The sequence below is a fragment of the Pseudalkalibacillus sp. R45 genome (assembly GCF_052246725.1).
In the GTDB taxonomy this organism is placed as follows: Bacteria; Bacillota; Bacilli; order Bacillales; family Fictibacillaceae; genus Pseudalkalibacillus.
Genome location: NZ_JBQQCL010000004.1, coordinates 234919 through 254254 on the forward strand (window position 1 = coordinate 234919; position 19336 = coordinate 254254).

Annotated in this window: 17 protein-coding genes; all 17 read right to left on the minus strand. The window is 41.0% G+C overall.

What is annotated here, in order from left to right; all coding sequences use genetic code 11:
* Nucleotides 1-264 precede the first annotated feature (264 nt).
* The gene (gene sigE, locus ACTWQL_RS10420; RefSeq protein WP_443142375.1) at nt 265-984 is read right to left on the minus strand and encodes an RNA polymerase sporulation sigma factor SigE; all 720 of its coding nucleotides are present in this window, start codon (nt 982-984) and stop codon (nt 265-267) included.
* 31 nt (nt 985-1015) lie between these two features.
* Nucleotides 1016-1939: a sigma-E processing peptidase SpoIIGA gene (gene spoIIGA, locus ACTWQL_RS10425; protein WP_443142376.1), complete on the minus strand. Its 924-nt coding sequence runs from the start codon at nt 1937-1939 to the stop codon at nt 1016-1018.
* A gap of 450 nt (nt 1940-2389) precedes the next feature.
* Nucleotides 2390-2776, minus strand: coding sequence for an ectoine synthase (locus ACTWQL_RS10430; protein WP_443142377.1), 387 nt, complete (start codon nt 2774-2776; stop codon nt 2390-2392).
* 29 nt (nt 2777-2805) lie between these two features.
* Nucleotides 2806-4089 carry a diaminobutyrate--2-oxoglutarate transaminase gene (ectB, locus tag ACTWQL_RS10435; RefSeq protein ID WP_443142378.1) on the minus strand — a complete coding sequence of 428 codons (1284 nt, stop codon included), beginning with the start codon at nt 4087-4089 and terminating at the stop codon, nt 2806-2808.
* 52 nt (nt 4090-4141) lie between these two features.
* Nucleotides 4142-4651 carry a diaminobutyrate acetyltransferase gene (gene ectA / locus ACTWQL_RS10440; RefSeq protein ID WP_443142379.1) on the minus strand — a complete coding sequence of 170 codons (510 nt, stop codon included), beginning with the start codon at nt 4649-4651 and terminating at the stop codon, nt 4142-4144.
* 646 nt (nt 4652-5297) lie between these two features.
* Nucleotides 5298-6473 carry a cell division protein FtsZ gene (gene ftsZ, locus ACTWQL_RS10445; protein WP_443142380.1) on the minus strand — a complete coding sequence of 392 codons (1176 nt, stop codon included), beginning with the start codon at nt 6471-6473 and terminating at the stop codon, nt 5298-5300.
* 41 nt (nt 6474-6514) lie between these two features.
* Nucleotides 6515-7798 (minus strand): cell division protein FtsA, encoded by a 1284-nt coding sequence (gene ftsA, locus ACTWQL_RS10450; RefSeq protein WP_443142381.1) that lies wholly within the window; start codon nt 7796-7798, stop codon nt 6515-6517.
* Nucleotides 7799-8087: 289 nt separating this feature from the next.
* Nucleotides 8088-8447, minus strand: coding sequence for a small basic family protein (locus ACTWQL_RS10455; protein ID WP_443142382.1), 360 nt, complete (start codon nt 8445-8447; stop codon nt 8088-8090).
* Between the two features lies 1 nt (nt 8448).
* Nucleotides 8449-9150 (minus strand): DUF881 domain-containing protein, encoded by a 702-nt coding sequence (locus ACTWQL_RS10460; protein WP_443142383.1) that lies wholly within the window; start codon nt 9148-9150, stop codon nt 8449-8451.
* A 9-nt stretch (nt 9151-9159) separates the two neighbouring features.
* Entirely contained in the window at nt 9160-9855 is a 696-nt protein-coding gene (locus ACTWQL_RS10465; protein WP_443142384.1) for a DUF881 domain-containing protein, read from the minus strand.
* Complete coding sequence (locus ACTWQL_RS10470; protein WP_443142385.1) at nt 9845-10633, minus strand: cell division protein FtsQ/DivIB; 789 nt, start codon at nt 10631-10633, stop codon at nt 9845-9847. The genes ACTWQL_RS10465 and ACTWQL_RS10470 overlap by 11 nt, the downstream gene beginning before the upstream one ends.
* Before the next feature lie 322 nt (nt 10634-10955).
* Entirely contained in the window at nt 10956-11858 is a 903-nt protein-coding gene (murB, locus tag ACTWQL_RS10475) for a UDP-N-acetylmuramate dehydrogenase (protein WP_443142386.1), read from the minus strand.
* Nucleotides 11859-12087: 229 nt separating this feature from the next.
* Entirely contained in the window at nt 12088-13188 is a 1101-nt protein-coding gene (gene spoVE, locus ACTWQL_RS10480) for a stage V sporulation protein E (protein WP_443142387.1), read from the minus strand.
* A 113-nt stretch (nt 13189-13301) separates the two neighbouring features.
* On the minus strand, nt 13302-14654 hold the full coding sequence (murD, locus tag ACTWQL_RS10485; protein ID WP_443142388.1) for a UDP-N-acetylmuramoyl-L-alanine--D-glutamate ligase: 1353 nt from the start codon (nt 14652-14654) through the stop codon (nt 13302-13304).
* Between the two features lies 1 nt (nt 14655).
* Nucleotides 14656-15627 (minus strand): phospho-N-acetylmuramoyl-pentapeptide-transferase, encoded by a 972-nt coding sequence (gene mraY, locus ACTWQL_RS10490; protein ID WP_443142389.1) that lies wholly within the window; start codon nt 15625-15627, stop codon nt 14656-14658.
* Between the two features lie 49 nt (nt 15628-15676).
* The gene (locus ACTWQL_RS10495) at nt 15677-17161 is read right to left on the minus strand and encodes a UDP-N-acetylmuramoyl-L-alanyl-D-glutamate--2,6-diaminopimelate ligase (protein WP_443142390.1); all 1485 of its coding nucleotides are present in this window, start codon (nt 17159-17161) and stop codon (nt 15677-15679) included.
* Nucleotides 17162-17363: 202 nt separating this feature from the next.
* Nucleotides 17364-19298 (minus strand): stage V sporulation protein D, encoded by a 1935-nt coding sequence (locus ACTWQL_RS10500; protein WP_443142391.1) that lies wholly within the window; start codon nt 19296-19298, stop codon nt 17364-17366.
* Nucleotides 19299-19336: the final 38 nt, after the last annotated feature.

Below are 19336 nucleotides of genomic sequence, written 5' to 3' on the forward strand. Positions count from 1 at the left end.
AGGAAGCATTTGTGCTCCTGCGTCTACAAGAAAGTCCTGTCGAAGCGAGCTTCCTCGTCGCATGCCTTGCGAGGAGATTATTCAGGTAGTAGGCACGCTGATCCCGCAGGACAAGGAAAGCTTCGGCAACGTTCCATCGCACGAAGAAAATGCGATTTTCATTTTCGAGGAGTCTCGCAACTTGCTCTCCAATCAACTTGCACAAGATGTTTTTTTAAAAATGACTCAAAAACAACAATCTTTTAGAAAAGAACCTTCTTATTTTCACATCATCTTATTGAATTCTTTTTGCAGCCTTTTTATGATACGTTTCTCCAATCTGGATATATATGATTGCGAAATTCCTAACAAATCCGCTACATCCTTTTGGGTTTTCTCTTCTCCACCCGCAAGACCGAATCTTAACTCCATGATTTGCTTTTCTCTTGGTGACAAGGTGTAAAGGGCTTTGACCAACAACTTACGATCTACATTTGCTTCGATATCCCTTGTGATGATATCTTCTTCTGTCCCCAAGACATCAGAGAGCAATAATTCATTACCATCCCAATCGACATTCAAAGGTTCATCAAATGAAACTTCAGAACGTGTCTTGTTATTACGTCGCAAGTACATTAATATCTCATTCTCGATGCATCTTGAAGCGTACGTTGCGAGTTTGATTTTCTTTTCAGGATTGAAGGTATTCACAGCTTTTATCAATCCGATCGTACCGATACTGATCAGATCCTCGATGTTGATCCCTGTGTTCTCGAATTTTCTCGCAATATAAACGACTAGACGCAGATTCCTTTCAATCAATACTGCTCGTGCTGCCTTGTCACCCTTTGGCAGCTTTTTCAGTAATAAGGCTTCTTCATCTTTCGATAGGGGTGATGGAAGGGCTTCGTTTCCGCCTATGTAGTAGATTTCTTCCGTCTTCACACCCAATTTGATCAAGAGTTTGTACCAGAACAACGTAAGTCGCAGTTTCAGCTTCCCCATTCAATATCCTCCCCCGTTAATTAATCGATATTTATGATGCGGTTGATGTCACTTTTGCATTTGATAACATCTTCGGATGAAGAATTGCGTTATACTCTCCTTCTCCCGAGATATTTGTAAAGGATAGTCCGACAATGACATTTGATGTTTCATATTTTTCACCATTATCCCAAATTCCAATAGAATCCGCCTTGAATCCTGTAAGAAATTGATTTGCGCTTCCGACAGCTCTATAAGGAATGATGCGCATTCGATCTTGCCAGGGATTCGGTTCATCTACCAATTCACCTATCGAGTCAAGGCTTTTTGCATGGTTGATGACTGCCGACGGAATCTGATCGGCAAAAACAGTCATATCCACTATCATGACAGGTTGTTTCGATATTGGATCATGCAACTGGTTCCCGCTATCTAAAAGCCCGACTCCTTTTAAGGTGAGAGAGTCTATTTTCAGTTCGAAATTCATAACTTGATCATAGCGAAGTTTTCTGACCTCGATATGGTCGACTCTTTTTTTTGTGAAATAGAGCATGATTGGAACCATTAAAATGACGAATAACCAACTGATGGGATCCCCCATTCCTGACGATTGTGTCTTGACAACTCCGTTCACGATTTTGGCATCAGTCTGTAAAAAGTAATGAAGTCCTAAAATGCCACCCCCTGTAATGAATGTTGAAAAATAGAACATGAATAAGCCTTGTACAAAATAACCAAAGCGCTTGTAACCGAATGTGGTGATGATGATGAAGACGGAATAGAAAAACTTGATGATTGGATGATAGATAATTGCGGTGTCTAAAAATAAAAACAATACATATAAAGAACCTAAAAATGCACCTACGGCCAACCTTTTCTTTGAGACTTCCCTTTTAAGGATCACCGAAGTCAACCACAATAGCAGAAAATCGATACAGAAATTCAGAAACCAAATGACATCCAGATATATTGCCATTGGGTGCTCCTTTCTCTGTAGAACTGTGCACTTAGTATAGCGTAAGGGGAATAAGATTGTCTGTCGGTTTATGTGGGGGGCAAGCGATTAATTTTGAAAGATTTAAGGAGTTTTTGTCGGTTGGATCTATAGTCCAACTAGAACCCTTATCAGCAGTAAGGATAGCAGAAAAGAAAATCCCTTTAAGCGAAATTCACGACACTCCTAAGGGGAACAAAGAGCTAAGCGAGACTCTGCAGTGGTACAGGTTACAGGTTAACGGACATCAGAGACGCTATTTGTACATATAACAGCTGATTTTTATGATTTTACACAAAATAAGGTTCCTGGTGTCCGTTATTTTTGTAAATCGGTTGATATTGAACTGAACAAGATATTTATCCATTCTTTAAGTCAAATTAAAAAACACCCCTTGGAGAGTTAGTCCAAGGGGTGTTCACTTTCATGACATCAATCTTCTAATACCGGATAGACGCCATTTTCATCGTGTATTTCCTTACCGGTGATCGGAGGATTGAAAACACAAACCATCCTCATGTTTGTCTTTGCCCGAAGGAGATGTTCGTCATTTTCATCCAGGGCATAAAGGGTGTCTTTCTCAATCGGCCACACTTTATTATCTTTCAGTGTTACTACTTCCCCTTCTCCTTCTATACAATAAACAGATTCCAAATGGTTTTGATACCAAATATGCGTTTCAGTACCCGCTTTGATGACTGTATCATGGACAGAATAGCCCATGTTATCATCTTTCAAAATCAATCTTCTGCTTACCCAGTTTCCACCCTCAATGGAATGTTCAGAATTGATTACATCTTCTAGTTTGACGACTTTCATGAATCTGCCTCCTTAGCTCTATCTACTCCTTAATTGTGTACTGGTTCTTTTACAAGATGCCTTACACTTGCTTCTATGATTTCAAACCCTTTTTCCAATCCTTCCATATCAATATTGATCGGTGGGAAGAGTTTAAACACTTCATCATTTGGTCCAGAGGTTTCCATAATCAACCCACGTTTGAATGCTTCTGCAGCAATTTCCTCAGAGAGACCTTCTTTCTTTGTTTCTACTCCGATCATCAATCCTCTTCCGCATACTTCTCCTTCGATTTCAGGATATTTATCCGTAAGGTTGATCAGGAATTCTTGAACTGTCCTTGCTTTTTCTTGAATCTTTTTCTCGAAGGTTTCATCTTCCCAATAATCAAGGGCAGCTGTTGCAGTTATGAAGGCATGGTTAAACCCTCGGAACGTACCGTTGTGTTCACCGGGTGTCCAAATATCGAGATCTGGACGAATCAGCGTAATTGCAAGCGGTAAACCATAACCACTTAGAGATTTTGACATACAGACGATATCTGGCTTTATGCCAGCAGGTTCGAAGCTGAAGAAGGTCCCTGTCCTGCCTACACCTGCTTGAACATCATCAATGATTAAAAGAATATCCCATTTCCTACAGATCTCTTCAATCCTTTTCATCCATTCGTAGCTGGCTGCATTGATTCCACCTTCACCTTGAACAGTTTCAAAGATCATTGCAGCCGGAGTTTCTACTCCACTTCCGTTATCCTCCAGGAACCGCTCCAAATAATCCAAGCTATCAGTACCGTTATCCACAAAGCTGTCAAATGGCATAGTCACCGTGTTTTGTAATGGGATTCCTGCCCCTTTCCGTTTGACAGCATTTCCGGTTACAGACAAAGAACCGATCGTCATTCCATGAAACCCATTTGTGAAACTGATAATATCAGTACGTCCGGTTACTTTCCTTGCTAATTTCAGTGCGCTTTCTACTGTATTGGTCCCCGTAGGACCAGGGAACATCATTTTATAATCATAGCCTCTAGGCTCTAATATGGTATCTTTGAATTTCTGGATAAAATTCCTTTTGGCTACAGAAGCCATATCAAGAGAATGGGTGATCCCATCTCCAGTAATGTATTCGATCAACGCCGATTTCATTTTTTCATCGTTATGACCGTAATTCAAGGCACCGGCACCAGAAAAGAAATCAATGTATTCTTTACCGTTTTCGTCCCACAATTTATATCCTTTTGCTTTATCGAAAACAACAGGGAAGCTTCTACAATAGCTGCGAACTTCAGATTCCAATTCCTCAAAAAGTTTCAAATCTGTACTATTATTATCCATCTTACATTCCTCCTTGATTCCAATTGGTATAAGTATTTGCTGTGATTAATGGTCATCGTTTAAAAGGACCGATTCGGAAATTAAGCTCCGATTCATGGTCATCAGAAGGGAAGAGATCATCCGCGAAACGTTCAGTTATTTCGCATTCAGTGTCTTGATGACGTGCAAAACCTTCAAATAAAGATCTAGATGCTTGATTAGATGGTGTTACTGTAGCTTCCAGGTAACGAACGTCGTTACAAATCGGTCGGTTGATCAATTCGGTAAGCATTTTCGATGCAATTCCTTTTCCTCTCTCATTCGGATCTACACCTATTTGCCAGACGAATACTACCTCAGGTTGCTCTGGCGGTATGAACGCTGTGACGAACCCTACTGTTTGATCATTTATCTTTGCAACGACGCACGTCTCTGAAAAGAACTCACTCATCATGATATACTTATATGATGAGTTTTGATCAAGACTTGTATCGTTGACGATTTGCCACATTGATTTCCCATCTTCTAATGCAGGTTTCGAAAAGATAATTTCATCTAAAGTTTGAACGGTTTCAGTGATCATATCAATTGTAATTCATTCTCCTTTCTGGCTATTTTGAAAATCGGGCATGTGCTTATATTATAAGTACCAGGTATAATCATCAAACCATTTTAATTGCTAATAACACCGGTTAATACCACTGAATCGCCCTGAGCGATAGTAAGGTGTGCTATATAAAGTTATTCTGTGGATTGGTAGATATTTCAGACATTCTTACGGAAAGGAAGTAAGTGGGGATGGAAGGACACAAGCTTAACATGAGAAATCATTTAACTATGTCTGTATTAATAAAGTAAAGTTAAAGTCTTACTTTGGTATTTAAGTTGTTAAGAAGCGAAAGTCAAGTGACCTTTCACCCTTCACTCCAGCCTTGCTTTTTGACAACTGGCTTTCAGCTTTTGCTATTCCAGGAGGTATGGGTGTAGATTTTCTTAGTATCACTTCGAGTTTTTCGATTTTTGGTGAGTAAAATTGATTTTTTGCGTCAAAAAATCACTCCTTTCTTAATTTTGTTAGTTTTTTGCTAGACGCACCTCCATTTTCCCTTTTTAATAAAGGCTGTTTTAGCAAACTTTGTTGCTCTTGCACTTAAAGAAAGTATAAAATACTTTCTTTAAATGTAAAAAAGCTGTCCCCAATATTGGAGACAGCTTCATGTTATAAAAATTTAGCGACGACGGTTTCGATTTCTTAGGAATGCAGGGATATCCAACGTATCATTGAAATCCGTCTGAGGGTTTGAATTTGAATTCCGTTGACCCTCTTGTTGTCTTGAAGGTTGCCCTTCTTCACGATTGCTTTGTTTCTGTGGAGAAGGTTGTTGACTAGTAGGCTGTTGATTATTCATTGTCTGTTTCGGTCGTTGCTGCTGTGGCTTCGCTTGTGGTTGTGTGTCGTCAAAACCTGTCGCAATGACTGTTACTAGAATTTCATCCTTCAAATCTTCATTAATGACGGAACCAAAGATCATGTTCACGTCTTCATCTGAAGCAGAAGATACGATATCTGCAGCTTCGTTCACTTCATAAAGGCTCAAGTTCGAACCACCAGTGATATTCATAAGAACACCTTTAGCTCCATCAATTGATGTTTCCAACAATGGACTGGAAATCGCTTTTTTAGCCGCATCTGTTGCACGGTTTTCCCCTGCTGCGACACCGATTCCCATCAAAGCAGATCCTTTAGAAGTCATGATCGTTTTCACGTCTGCAAAGTCCAAGTTGATCAAGCCAGGCACTGCAATCAAGTCAGAGATACCTTGTACACCTTGACGAAGTACATTATCCGCTTCACGGAATGCTTCAAGCATCGGTGTGTTTTTATCGACGATTTCCAATAATCGGTCGTTCGGGATTACAATCAATGTATCAACTTTTTCCTTCAGTGTTTCGATTCCACCTACTGCATGGGTTGAACGTTTACGCCCTTCAAAAGTGAATGGACGCGTAACGACTCCTACCGTCAATGCTCCGATTTCCTTTGCGATTTCAGCAATGACTGGAGCAGCACCCGTACCTGTTCCTCCGCCCATACCAGCAGTAACAAATACCATGTCCGCACCCTGCAGGACCTCTTCGATCTGTTCTTTGCTTTCTTCTGCAGCTTTTTTACCTATATCTGGATTAGCACCAGCACCTAGACCTCTTGTCAGCTTGGCACCGATCTGCATTTTCTTTTCTGCTCTTGAAAGATTCAAGGCTTGTGCATCCGTGTTTACTGCTATGAACTCAACACCTTGAACGTTGTTTTCGATCATTCGGTTGACAGCGTTACTACCACCGCCGCCTACACCAATTACTTTAATTTTTGCGAGTCCATCCATATTCATATCAAACTCTAGCATTTGCGATCCTCCTAATCTACTGATTTTCTCTTCACGAGGGATTATTCAAAGAAGGTTCCGAACCATTCCTTCATCTTGTTTTTGACACCAGGCTTATCTTTCTCTACCCGTTGTTCGGAATTCCTACGCTTTTTCGTTGGCTGCTCTTCAATGTGATGCTCTTCAGAAATAGAAGCAGCCACTTCTTTCCCCTGGATTTTAACGTTTTTGAATGTAAATTGTATCAATCCGACTCCTGTTGTATATTGTGCTTCTCGTACACCAATATAATCAGGCATGGAAATACGTACATTCTGATTTAATACTTCCCTTGCCAATTCTAATACACCCGGCATGGCTACGACTCCACCAGTCAGTACAAATCCTCCAGGGAGTTCATTGTAACCATTCCGATGAAGCTCTTCCATGACTAAACCGAAGATTTCTTCCATCCGTGGTTCGATGATATGAGCAAGTTCATATTGTGAAAATTGCTGTTCATTAGATGAACCAATCCTCGCCACTTCGAATAATTCTTCGTCAGATGCATGGTCAATAAAAGCATGTCCATGTTTAACCTTAACACGTTCAGCATCTTCTGTCGTGGTCCGAAAACCAATCGAGATATCTTTAGTAACAAAGTCTCCGCCGATCGGCAGTACTTTTGTGAACTGGATTGACCCTTGATCAAAAACTGTCAGTGTCGTGGAACCCGCCCCCATATCTACAAGAGCGACACCAAGGTTACGCTCATCCTTGTTCAGGGCTATTGTTCCAGCTGCCAATGGTTGAAGGCAGATATCAGCAACATCCAGACCAGCACGTTCAACACAACGGAGAACATTATGTAATATCGTTTTCGATCCTGTTATCAAAATACCTTCCATTTCCAGTCTAACGCCGATCATACCTCTAGGGTCATTGATTTCCCCAAGCCCATCAACAACAAACTCTCTTGGAATCACATCGATGATTTCCCTTTCTGGAGGTATGGACATTACTTGAGCTGCATCTATGACTCTTGTAATATCTTCATCACGTATTTCCCGGTCTTCACTTGATACTGCTACGACACCATGGCATGGTTGAAGTTGTACATGATTGCCAGTAATACCGACAATAACCGAATTGATCTGTACTCCTACCATTCTTTCGGCTTGTTCAACAGCTTTTTTTATCGAACGAACAGTTTCATCAATATCAACTATAGAACCTTTTTTGATTCCTTCTGATTTTGCATTCCCTACTCCAATGACATTAAAGGACTCATCAGACATTTCTCCAATGATTACTTTAATATTGGATGTACCGATGTCTAAGCTAATCATAACTTCGCTGCTGTTCATTCTTTGGCACCTCCTTCAAAATATCGACTCTTGCTTGATTGTTTGTTTTCATTTCAGGCTATCATTTTCATTCTTTCATAAGGTCTGCTTCGCTCTTATTGAGGTAAAGTGAATCTTCAAGCATAACAGGTTCTTATGAATACGCTTTTACTTATTTTCCTTGAATCCGACAATTTGGATTTAAAAAGCCGGATAAAAAAACGAAAATACCTGACTGATAAAATCCGTAATTAAGGAATGTATTCAACATCAAGCAAGCATTCCCTTTATTTTTTAAAAGTTTTTTACGTTAATTTCTTTCTGTTTGCTGAATTTTAGAGCTTTTAGTGAGGAGTAATCTACGGATCACTGCAATGTTGTTGAATAGTCTCACTCCAAAAGCAAAAATTGCAGCTAAATACAAGTCTACACCAAGATGGACACCTAGAAAAGCTAAACCTGCTGCAAGAAGAATATTAAAGAAAAAACCTGAGACAAATACTCTGTCGTCAAAGGTTTTTTGCAATTGAGCACGTATTCCACCAAACAAGGTGTCTAATGCTGCTAAAACCGCTATGGACAGATAGCTTGTATACTCTGGAGGCACCCGCAAATCGGACATGAACCCAAGAAGGAGGCCGATCAATAACCCTAATACAGGAAGCCACATATTACGTATCCTCCTTCTCTTTCATAAATTTTACACGCAGTTGTTGATTGTAGGGTGGTAAAGAAACTTCACCAACCAACTCTGATGATAATAGAAGGTTTTCACGGGCAAAATCTTCTCCAGATTGAGAAGTCAGCATTTCTGTGTGCAGTTTTCCTGGATCTCTGGTAAGGACTTTAACCTTGATAGGTATAGGAGAAATTGGCTTGTCATTTATGTAGGTCTTGCCATTGACTTCTCGAATCGGGGAGGTATTGATAATCCGCTCACCATCAATTGCTATTTCCTCTGCTCCATAACTGTTGAGTTCATTGATCAAACGCCTTAATAGCTCGGGATGAATGGAATAAGCAGCCTTGCCTACCAAATCCTCATCATTTAATAATGGTTCGATCGTTAATTCGATTCCTTGACCGCTAACTTCCGTTAAACCCGCATCTTTTTTCAGATCGGCAAGTGTCTCTTCCAAGGTTTCCAGCTGTCCGTCTTTATCAGAGTCAGAATACTCGTCAATCAGTTGTTCATACTTATAAATTTCGGCATAAAGCTCTTGCTGTATCTGTTTTTGACTTTCCAGATCATTTCTCAATTCCCATATATCTCTCGTATCACGTACGACAGGTTCTTGATTCGTATGAAATTGAACTGCAAGCATAAAACCGACAATCATGGTCATGATAAAGAATTTAATACGTCTTTTCATGGTCGTTTGTCATCCTTCCCGAGCAATAAAAGGAGGTATTTCAATCGAAGATTCTTTTTGGATACGGACCTGCACTCCATCATTCACTAACTGGTCGGTGGTATTTCCTGTTAAATTCAAGGAATTTGAAAAGATATCTGGATCTCCTATGGCAGTTATCACAAATGGTGCAGGGTGTTTTACTCCGTCTACACTTACAACCGGACCTACACAAGCGATATTACTCGTATGAGAGATTCGTTGCCCATTGATGGCAACGGCCTCAGCTCCAGTTACATACAACTCATGAATGACCATCCGGATATGTTCTTCATGAACGATATAGTCGTTCGGATTTTCCGCATCAGGTATGTAAGAACTGTCTTCAAGGGAAACAGATATTCCTTGGCCTTCAACAGGGACTTGTCCGACTACTTTCCTCAGTTTCTTGATCTCTTCTACAAAGTTGAACGACCTTTTTTCTTGTTCGGCAATATTATCTTCCATATCACTTACTTTTTTTTGAGCCTCTTCAAGCTCGCTTTGTAATTTACGGTTCTCTCTTTGAATGGAAAGGATGCTAGAACGCAATTGATCTTCCCGCTTCCATTGATCATTAGTAGGTTGTATTCTTTCTTCCTTCGTATATTGATAGGAAAAGGCAATCATGAATCCAGTGACAAGCAAGACTAATGAGTAGATTGCATACTTTCCTCTAACCTTCATTCTCTGTTTGTTCCTCTCCTTCTTCCTCTTCGATATCAAATGCTTCGAATCTAGGTGACTCTGACATATGAATTACACCATTTGTATTTCCATCAAGTTTGTCTACGATAGAAGGATAGTATTGCATATAGGCTGCAAAATTAGTGATTCTGGATTGAACTTCAAAACCGTCATTCATGTACAGCGTTATATGCTTGGCGTCGTTATCAGAGGGAGTATGATGGATTTCCGATATTCGTAATCGTACACTTTCTGATAGTTTTGTTAGTTCTGCAGCCATCTCTTTAATCAATTCTTCTTTTTTCCAGTTTACTAATATAGGTGCATTTGACGGCACAGTAGCTTCAGAAACTTTTGGAAGTGACTCTCCATTTTGCAGCAATGGCAAGTATTTTCCATCTGTTGTTAGAAATGCCACCTTTTCGAATTCAGTTACAGTAATAACCACTTTGTTTGGAAAGACTTTCTCCACATTCACTGACTCGACTTGTACGATCTTTTGGACATCAGATTCAGCAGCTTTTGGATTAACAGACCAATAGCTCGTATCTGTTGAAAAATCAAGCCGGTCCAATATAATATTTTCCGGAATCAATTGATTTCCCTTAATATCTATCGTTCTAACATCACTTAAAGGTGATTGGAAGTAGACGATGATCAAGATGAGTAAAAAGAAAAAAGAAATATAGAAGATCATTCTTCGATTCGCTTTTTGTTTCCGTTGTTGTTTCAGTTTCGGTATACGGTCTTCTATCGTTGTTACCTTTTCATTCTTCATCAAGGCTTCCCCCATTTGATGAGGACTTAGAAAGAGTTAAGGGGTTAACCAATGTGTGTCTGAACTGCTGCTCTGACCAACATTTCGAGTCAACCCCGTTCATATGTCCACTCTTTCAGAACACATCTATTTAGTTGTATTATAGCACACTAAAATGGTACATTAATCCATCTTTTCTACTTCTGAAAAGATTTTTTCAATGGACTTTTTTTATATAAATTGGTGTTTTATTGGAAAGACACTCGCTTTCCGCGTTTCATTCTCTTCTCTACCAAATATGGATATAACTTTTATCACAAACACCTTTAACTAGTTACATCCATTATCGTCCGATCATTTCGACTTCCGTCTCCATGTCGATATCATGTTTCTCTTTTATCGTACTTTTCACCAAATCAATTAACTCTAGGACATCCTTTGCTTTCGCATCTCCAGTATTGACGATGAAGTTGGCGTGCATTTCAGAAATCTGGGCACCGCCGATCGTCTTTCCTTTTAATCCTGAGCTTTCAATCAATTGACCAGCATAGTTCGGTAATGGATTACGGAAGACACTCCCGCAACAAGGATGATTCCATGGCTGGGTTTCTTTTCGATAATCTTTATTTTTTTGCATGACATCCGTAATGCTTTCTCGATCGCCTTGTTTCAATTGTAAGACAGCTTCTATGCAAATCCCAGGTTTTTTCTGTAGAATCGAGGTACGGTATGAAAACGCCATTTCATCAGCAGACAACCATTCTATCGATCCATCCTCAAAAAGAATATGGGCTTTCTTCAATATTTTCGACATATCTGAACCGTGAGCTCCTGCATTCATATAAACCGCTCCACCAAGCGATCCAGGAATTCCACTTGCGAATTCTAATCCAGCCATGCCTTTTCGACTCATGATCGTTGAAAGTTTCACTAAGGAATAGCCCCCACCTACGAGTATTTCTTCACCATTTTCTTCTAGATGGTCTGTACCCTTCCCTAGCTTGATGACGACTCCCTCAATCCCCTCATCAGAAACCAATAAATTCGATCCGCGTCCAATCGTTGTCCATGGGACATCGTTGTTTTTGACGATATCAATGACTTTCTTCAATGCTTCAACAGAATCAGGTTCCACAAAGACATCGGCTGGGCCTCCGATTTTAATCGTTGTATGTTTGGAAAGTGGTTCATCTCTTAATATTTTTCCTACTTCAGCTTGTTCTAATTGTTCAATAATATTATCCACTTCACTTACACCACCTTAAATATCTCTATATTATGATATGCACTAAACATGTACATAGCTAAACATGTCACCCAACTCAGCAACCATGGTTTTCAAAATGGCTTAAATTTAAACTTTCTTAAGCCACAAAAAAAGAAACTTGGCATCTGCCAAGCTGATCCGTCCTTGCCCATAAAATGAATGATTCCTCATTTTAAAGTCTAATAGAACGCGGGTAGATTGTCTAGCATTAATACCGTGCATATCGGCTTATGTTCAATAAAACACCGAGCGCCATCAGCATCAGGGTTAAAGAAGATCCGCCATAGCTTAAAAATGGGAGGGTGATCCCCGTAACAGGCATCAAACCAGTCACGACTCCTATATTGATCATGACCTGGATCGCGATCATGCCGATAATACCGATTGCAAGAAGGCTTCCGAACAAATCAGGTGCACCTAGTGCGATACGCACGCCTCTCCAAAGGAGGAGACCAAACAACAACAGCACTAATGAACCACCGATAAAACCCAGCTCTTCTGCAAGTATTGCAAAGATGAAATCGGTTTGAGGCTCTGGCAGATACCCGAACTTCTGTCGGCTTTGCCCAAGACCCAATCCCAGCAATCCACCTGGTCCGATTGCATAGAGGGACTGGATGATTTGAAACCCGCTGCCAAGAGGGTCACTCCATGGATCCAGAAACGATGTAATTCTTTTAATCCGGTATGGCGCTGAAATAATCAGGGCAACAAACCCAAAAAGACCGATGAATCCCAGCCCGACGAAGTGGCTTACCCTCGCTCCAGCTACATAGATCATCACGATACATGTCCCTACTAATACAGCACCCGTCCCCAAGTCTGGCTGAAGCATGATCATGCCAAAGGCAAACAGCACAACCCCGAGCGAAGGAACCAGCCCTTTTTTAAAAGAAGTGATTTTCTTTTGATTCAAAGATAGGTACCTTGCCAGAAAAGCAATCATCGCAAGCTTCGTAAATTCAGAAGGTTGGATGGAGAAGGCGCCTACACCGATCCAGCTCCTGGCACCGCCACGTACCATCCCTATACCAGGGATCAAAACAGCGACAAGAAGCACAAAGCATGCAATGAGGAGTAGTTTCGACCAATTCGACCAGCTCCAATAATCCACTTGCATGATCAGGAACATCGCAATAATACCTAACCCAGCAAACAACAATTGGCGCTTAGCGAAGAAAAAGGAATCTTCAAAACGAATCTCTGCCCATTGAGCACTGGCACTATATACAGTTATGATTCCAATCGCAAGCAATGTCATCGTCACAATAACCAAAACGAAATCTGGTGTTTTTTTAGCCTTAGGCAATCAAGACACCCCTAATCCATAGGTTTAAAACGTCCTGTTAAGATCGTGTCCAGAAAGAAGACAGTCCCATTCACCAGTATCAGGAGTGAGCTATCGCTTTCGAACAACCTCTATTACCTAAGTTTATGCACCGCTTCGATAAACATGTCCCCTCTTTGTTCAAAAGAAGGATACTGGTCCCAGCTGGCACATGCCGGAGATAATAATACGACATCACCTGAAACGGAGCACTCATAAGCAACAGGAACGGCTTTTTCAACATTATCAACATGTTCAATCACCTTTATTCCTGCTTCTTTTGCGGTTTTTATTAGTTTCGGTGCAGTTTCTCCGAATGTAATCAATGCTTTTGTATTGATTAGATAAGGGATCAAGTCATCAAAATCGTTGCCACGGTCCAATCCACCAGCAAGCAGAATCAATGGTTGGTTAAAGGCAGAAATCGCTTTTTGCGTAGCGAGGATATTGGTTGCCTTCGAATCATTATAAAATTTCACGCCTTCGACAGTATCGACATATTGCAGTCGATGCTCCACACCGCTGAAGGTTTTCAAAACATTGATAATTTGATTGGTATCTGCTCCTGCTATTTTGGCAGCAGCAGTAGCAGCCAAGATGTTTTCAAGGCTATGTTCACCTGGAAGGACGATTTCATCTATTGCAATGATCCTTTCATCATTGAATGTCACAAAACCCTCATTCAGACAAGCACCTTTTGGTAACGTCTGCTTTGTACTGAATGGCACCTTTTTGCTCTTCATATTTTCAACCAACGCAATGACTTCTTGATCGTCGGCATTGAAGATACAAAAGTCTTCTTCAGTTTGATTCATGAATAATCGTGCTTTCGCTTTTCCATATGCTTCACGGGTCCCATGATAATCCAGGTGGGCATCAAAGATATTCAAAAGTACACCAATGTGAGGTTTGAAAGATTGAACACCCATCAATTGGAAACTTGAAAGTTCCGCAACAAGGATATCATCCACATCCGTCTGATCAGCTACCTCACATAGGACTGTACCGATATTTCCTGCGACTATTGGTTTTTTCGGATTGTTCTCCATCATTAGCCCTACTAATGTGGTAGTCGTGGTTTTTCCGTTGGAACCCGTAATTCCAATGATTTCAGCATCGGTCAAATAGGAAACGAGTTCTACTTCAGTAAATACCGGAATTTCCTTTTCCAGTGCTGCATCAATCAATGGGTTAGTATACGGGATACCTGGGTTTTTCACTATGAAATCGATCGGCTTGTCCAACAATGATAACGGATGGCTCCCGCAGTGGACTTCAACCCCCTGGTTGATCAGTTCTTTTGCTTCCTGATTCTTTTCAAGTTCTTTCATATCGTTAACAATAACATTCGCACCATACTTGACTAACACTTTGGCTGCAGCAAAACCGCTTTTCGCAAGTCCAACTACCAGCACTTTCTTATTGTTGAGTTCATGTTTGCGCTCCACTTTAGATCAACACCTCGATATAAACACCAATTGCAGCCAGCAACAATCCTGCAGCCCAGAATGTTACAACAATCCGCCATTCACTCCAACCACTCAGTTCATAATGATGATGTAATGGACTCATTTTGAATATACGCTTTCCTGTAGTTTTGAATGATACGACTTGAATCATGACTGATAAAGTTTCCATGACGAATACCCCGCCAATGAGGACAAGCAGCAGTTCCATTTTTATTAGAATCGCTACAGCAGCAATCGCGCCTCCTAAGGCAAGAGAACCGGTATCCCCCATGAATACTTTCGCAGGGTGTGCATTGAAGACCAGAAAGCCAAGAAGAGACCCAACGACAGCTAGACAAAATAAAGCAATACTAAGTTCAAATTTACTTGTAGCAACCACAGCAAATGCTCCGAATGCAATTGCAGCAGTTCCAGCCAAAAGGCCATCAAGGCCATCTGTCAGATTTACCGCGTTGGATGCACCGACAAGCATTACGATGATAAGAATGAAATAAAACCAACCTAATTCAATCGACCACCCAGTACCAGGTATAGCCAATGCTGTCGAAATATCAGCTGCTTTCATACCAAAATAGAAAATGATTGCAATTACGAGTTGTCCCAGCAGCTTCTGTTTAGAAGTTAGGCCCAGATTCCGCTTCATCACCACTTTGATGAAGTCGTCAATGAATCCAATGATTCCATACCCTAACGTGACAAACAACAAAATCATCGTTTCTAATGTAAGTAAACCAGAATACCAGGAAATAACTAAAGTCGTTATAATTAATGAAACGATGATGACAATACCACCCATAGTGGGTGTCCCGGATTTCTTTTGATGTGATTTGGGCCCTTCTTCACGTATGCTTTGGCCGAATTTTAAACGCTTTAAAAATGGTATGAAAATCGGCGAAAGGACGACAGCTACAAAAAATGAAGCCAGAAGGGTAACAATTAATGCTATATCCATTCTTTAAACCCCTCCCAGTATTAATGTATTTCGGTATTGATTACTGTATTTATTTTGATGGATCCTGGATGTTGTGCTTTTGTATTGCTTCACGTGCAATTTCCCTGTCATCGAAATCTATCGTATTGTTTCCGATGATCTGATAGGTTTCATGTCCTTTTCCAGCAATCAAGATCACATCATTTTCTCCTGCAATATCGATGGCATATTCAATAGCGGCTTTCCGATCGATGATGGAAGTATATGAACCAGCCTCGACTCCTTCTTCCATATCCTTCAGGATTTGCAGAGGATCCTCTGTACGAGGATTGTCTGAAGTGAAGATAGCAAGATCCGAGTGATCGACAGCTATCTTAGCCATCAATGGTCTTTTTGTCCGATCACGGTCTCCTCCACAACCGACGATGACGGATATCTTCCCTTCAACAAACTCTCTGATTGTGGTCAACACATTTTCCAAACTGTCTGGTGTATGGGCATAATCAACGATGACAGTGTATGGTTGTCCTCCATCTACAACTTCAAAACGACCTGGAACCCCTTCTAGTCTTTCGACAGATTCCACCATTTTTTGTTCATCAAGACCTGCAGCTATTCCAGCTGTTACAGCAGCCAGGACATTGTATACACTGAATTTACCAATCAGCTTCATCTGAACCTTATAAATACCCCTCAATGTATGCAATTGAAACGTTGTCCCTTTTCCTGTGATTGATATATCTTTCGCCATGACATCGCTATCGTTTTCAATTCCATATGTCATGATCTGAACTGCAGTAACTTTCTTGTATTTTGCTGTTGCTGGATCATCTTCATTCAAGACGGCGAGTTTTTCCTTCCTGTTACCATATGTATTTCCAAGTTGGGAAAAAAGAAGCCCTTTTGCCTGGAGGTACTGATCCATTGTTTTATGATAATCTAGATGGTCCTGTGAGAGATTCGTAAATATGGCAATATCGAAATCACAGCCACGTACCCTACCCATCTCCAGTGCATGGGAAGATACCTCCATGAACGCACCATCCACATTTTCATCGACCATCTTTGCAAAAGCTTTCTGAAGGAATGGTGACTCTGGTGTCGTATTGGCTACAGGATACTTTTGATTGTTGATTCTCATCTCAATCGTACCGATTACCCCAGTCCGATTACCCTGATCTTGGAACATTTTATCCAGGATGTGTGTAATTGTGGTCTTCCCATTCGTCCCTGTTACACCGATCAACTGTAGTTGATGCGTAGGGTGGTCATAGAATTGGTCTGAAAGTACAGCGAGGGCGTGACGGCTGTCTCTAACGAGAATAACAGGTACAGTTGTTTCAACCATTTCTTCAGCTACAATCGCAGTAGCTCCTTTTCGGACTACATCGTCGACATATTCATGTCCATCAAAATTTGCCCCTTTAATACAAACAAAGAGGTTACCGCTTTCTACATTACGAGAATCCATCTCAATCCCCGTGATTTCCGGATTCCCTTCGTTCTTCAATTGATACACAAAAAGCTTATCGAGTAATTCATTTAATTTCTTCATTTCTGACATTCCATCCTTTATGCTTATCGTCCATCTCTATATTACTATACATTCAAAACAAAGTGCCAAACACTCTCGATGATCAACAGTCTCTTTAAGAGCACTCTACTCAGGTCTGTTGATTGAACAAGAGAATGTCTGACACCATTTTAAATCCTTGACTCCATATGCTTGTTCCAGAAGTAGTACTCTTGCTTCCATTCTAATCCTCTGAGGATGTTTTGTCACCCATATAAAGACGAATCGTCGACCCTACTGTCATTTTAAGGCCAGGATCAGGTGCCTGGTCAATGACAACGTCTCCTGAACCAACAGTTTCGATTTTCAATTCATAGAAGGCTTTATGGATATCCTGTCTTGTTTTACCTTTAAGATCTGGAATTTCAATCAAAGGCTGATCTAGCCAAGTCAATTCCTTTTCTACTTGATTCTTCCGTTTCGGTACACCCATTGCCGGCAGACTATCCTCAATGATATTCCCAACTATCGGGGCTGCTACAATTCCTCCGAATTGCAACGTTCCTTTCGGATTATCCACAGCTACATAAACCACAATTTGAGGGTCATCAGCAGGAGCGAATCCAATGAAGGATACGATATGATTGTCTTTCAAATATTGACCGTTCACGGCTTTCTGAGCGGTTCCTGTCTTTCCGCCCACTCGATAGCCATCTACGAAAGCTCCTTTACCAGTCCCTTGGGCGACGACTGTTTCAAGTGTTTCTCTGACTTGTTTGGACGTATCCTCTGAAATGACACGTCGCTTCATATCAGGAGTTGTTCTACTGACGGTTTCTCCTGTTTCAGGATTCAACCATTCTTTCGCTACGTATGGCGTGTACAGGTAACCTCCATTCACAGCGGCAGCAACTGCTGAAACCTGCTGGATTGGTGTTACAGATACCCCCTGTCCAAATGCTGTCGTTGCTAGTTCAAGCGGACCAACTCGATCAAGATTGAAAAGGATTCCCGTACTTTCTCCTTGAAGGTCAATTCCAGTCTTTTCACCGAAACCAAAGTCCTTAATATATGAAAACAGCTTCTCTTTACCTAACCGCTGTCCTAGTACGACAAACCCTGGGTTACATGAATTTTGTACGACTTCTAAAAAAGTTTCACTCCCATGGCCGCCTTTTTTCCAACATCTTAATTTTCGCCCCGCCACTTCTATCGAACCTGGATCATGGATCGAGTCTCTTTGAAGATCAACCTTGTTTTCTTCAAGTGCAGCAGCTAACGTAATGATTTTGAATGTTGAACCAGGCTCATACGTGCTCCACACCGGTTTATTACGATTATATATCTCTTGAGGAACTTCCCGGTAATTGGATGGATTATAATCTGGCCTGCTTGACATACCAAGAATTTCACCCGTTTTTGGATCCATAGCGATTGCGACCACTCCATCAGGATTATAGGTTGCTTCTGCTATATCCAGCTCACGTTCGATGATCGATTGTACCTTGGAATCAATCGTAAGTTTCAGATCAAGACCATCAGTTGGAGGTTCATATTCATCTGACAATGATGGCATTCGATTTCCACGGACATCTGTATAAAAGGATACATGTCCCTCATCTCCACTCAAATGTTCATCATACTGAAGCTCCAATCCAGTTAAACCCTGGTTGTCAATTCCGACGAACCCTAAGACGTGTGATAAGTAGTTTCCAAACGGATAATGACGTTTGCTGTCCTCCGCTATAAATACCCCGGGAAGATCATAAGCTCGGATTTCATTCGCTTTCTCATTACTGATTTTCCTGCCTCCCGGGTAAATATTGACAATCGATTCCTTCTTAGTGATCGTCTTATAGACTTCTTTTTCACTGATATTCAACGCTGCCGCCAGTTTTTGCGCAGTCCCGGCAGGATCCCTCACTTGCTTAGGTACGACGTACACGGTGGGCGCACTGATATTCTTTGCTATCGGCACCCCATTGCGGTCGAGGATCTCTCCACGCTTCGGTTCAAAGGGCACATTTCGACTCCATGAATCAAGAGCGAGACCTGTCAACCATTCCCCTTTCACAAACTGGACATAACCTAACCGCCCCATAATCACTACTAAAAATAAGAGTCCGGCAACAAACACAAAAACAAGCCGCCTCCGTACAGTCACATTAGAAACCCGCACTTGTCCAACCTCCTCGGCAGATGAGCTCGTTTCATTTA

Excerpts from the sequence above, each read along its gene's own strand:
- ACTWQL_RS10430 (WP_443142377.1), bottom strand. The coding sequence starts at position 2,776 with ATGAAAGTCGTCAAACTAGAAGATGTAATCAATTCTGAACATTCCATT.
- mraY (WP_443142389.1), bottom strand. The coding sequence starts at position 15,627 with ATGGATATAGCATTAATTGTTACCCTTCTGGCTTCATTTTTTGTAGCT.
- ACTWQL_RS10460 (WP_443142383.1), bottom strand. The coding sequence starts at position 9,150 with ATGAAAAGACGTATTAAATTCTTTATCATGACCATGATTGTCGGTTTT.
- ACTWQL_RS10470 (WP_443142385.1), bottom strand. The coding sequence starts at position 10,633 with ATGAAGAATGAAAAGGTAACAACGATAGAAGACCGTATACCGAAACTG.
- ftsZ (WP_443142380.1), bottom strand. The coding sequence starts at position 6,473 with ATGCTAGAGTTTGATATGAATATGGATGGACTCGCAAAAATTAAAGTA.
- ACTWQL_RS10465 (WP_443142384.1), bottom strand. The coding sequence starts at position 9,855 with ATGAAGGTTAGAGGAAAGTATGCAATCTACTCATTAGTCTTGCTTGTC.
- sigE (WP_443142375.1), bottom strand. The coding sequence starts at position 984 with ATGGGGAAGCTGAAACTGCGACTTACGTTGTTCTGGTACAAACTCTTG.
- spoIIGA (WP_443142376.1), bottom strand. The coding sequence starts at position 1,939 with ATGGCAATATATCTGGATGTCATTTGGTTTCTGAATTTCTGTATCGAT.
- ACTWQL_RS10495 (WP_443142390.1), bottom strand. The coding sequence starts at position 17,161 with ATGAAGAAATTAAATGAATTACTCGATAAGCTTTTTGTGTATCAATTG.
- ACTWQL_RS10455 (WP_443142382.1), bottom strand. The coding sequence starts at position 8,447 with ATGTGGCTTCCTGTATTAGGGTTATTGATCGGCCTCCTTCTTGGGTTC.
- ectA (WP_443142379.1), bottom strand. The coding sequence starts at position 4,651 with ATGATCACTGAAACCGTTCAAACTTTAGATGAAATTATCTTTTCGAAA.
- ectB (WP_443142378.1), bottom strand. The coding sequence starts at position 4,089 with ATGGATAATAATAGTACAGATTTGAAACTTTTTGAGGAATTGGAATCT.
- ftsA (WP_443142381.1), bottom strand. The coding sequence starts at position 7,798 with ATGAACAGCAGCGAAGTTATGATTAGCTTAGACATCGGTACATCCAAT.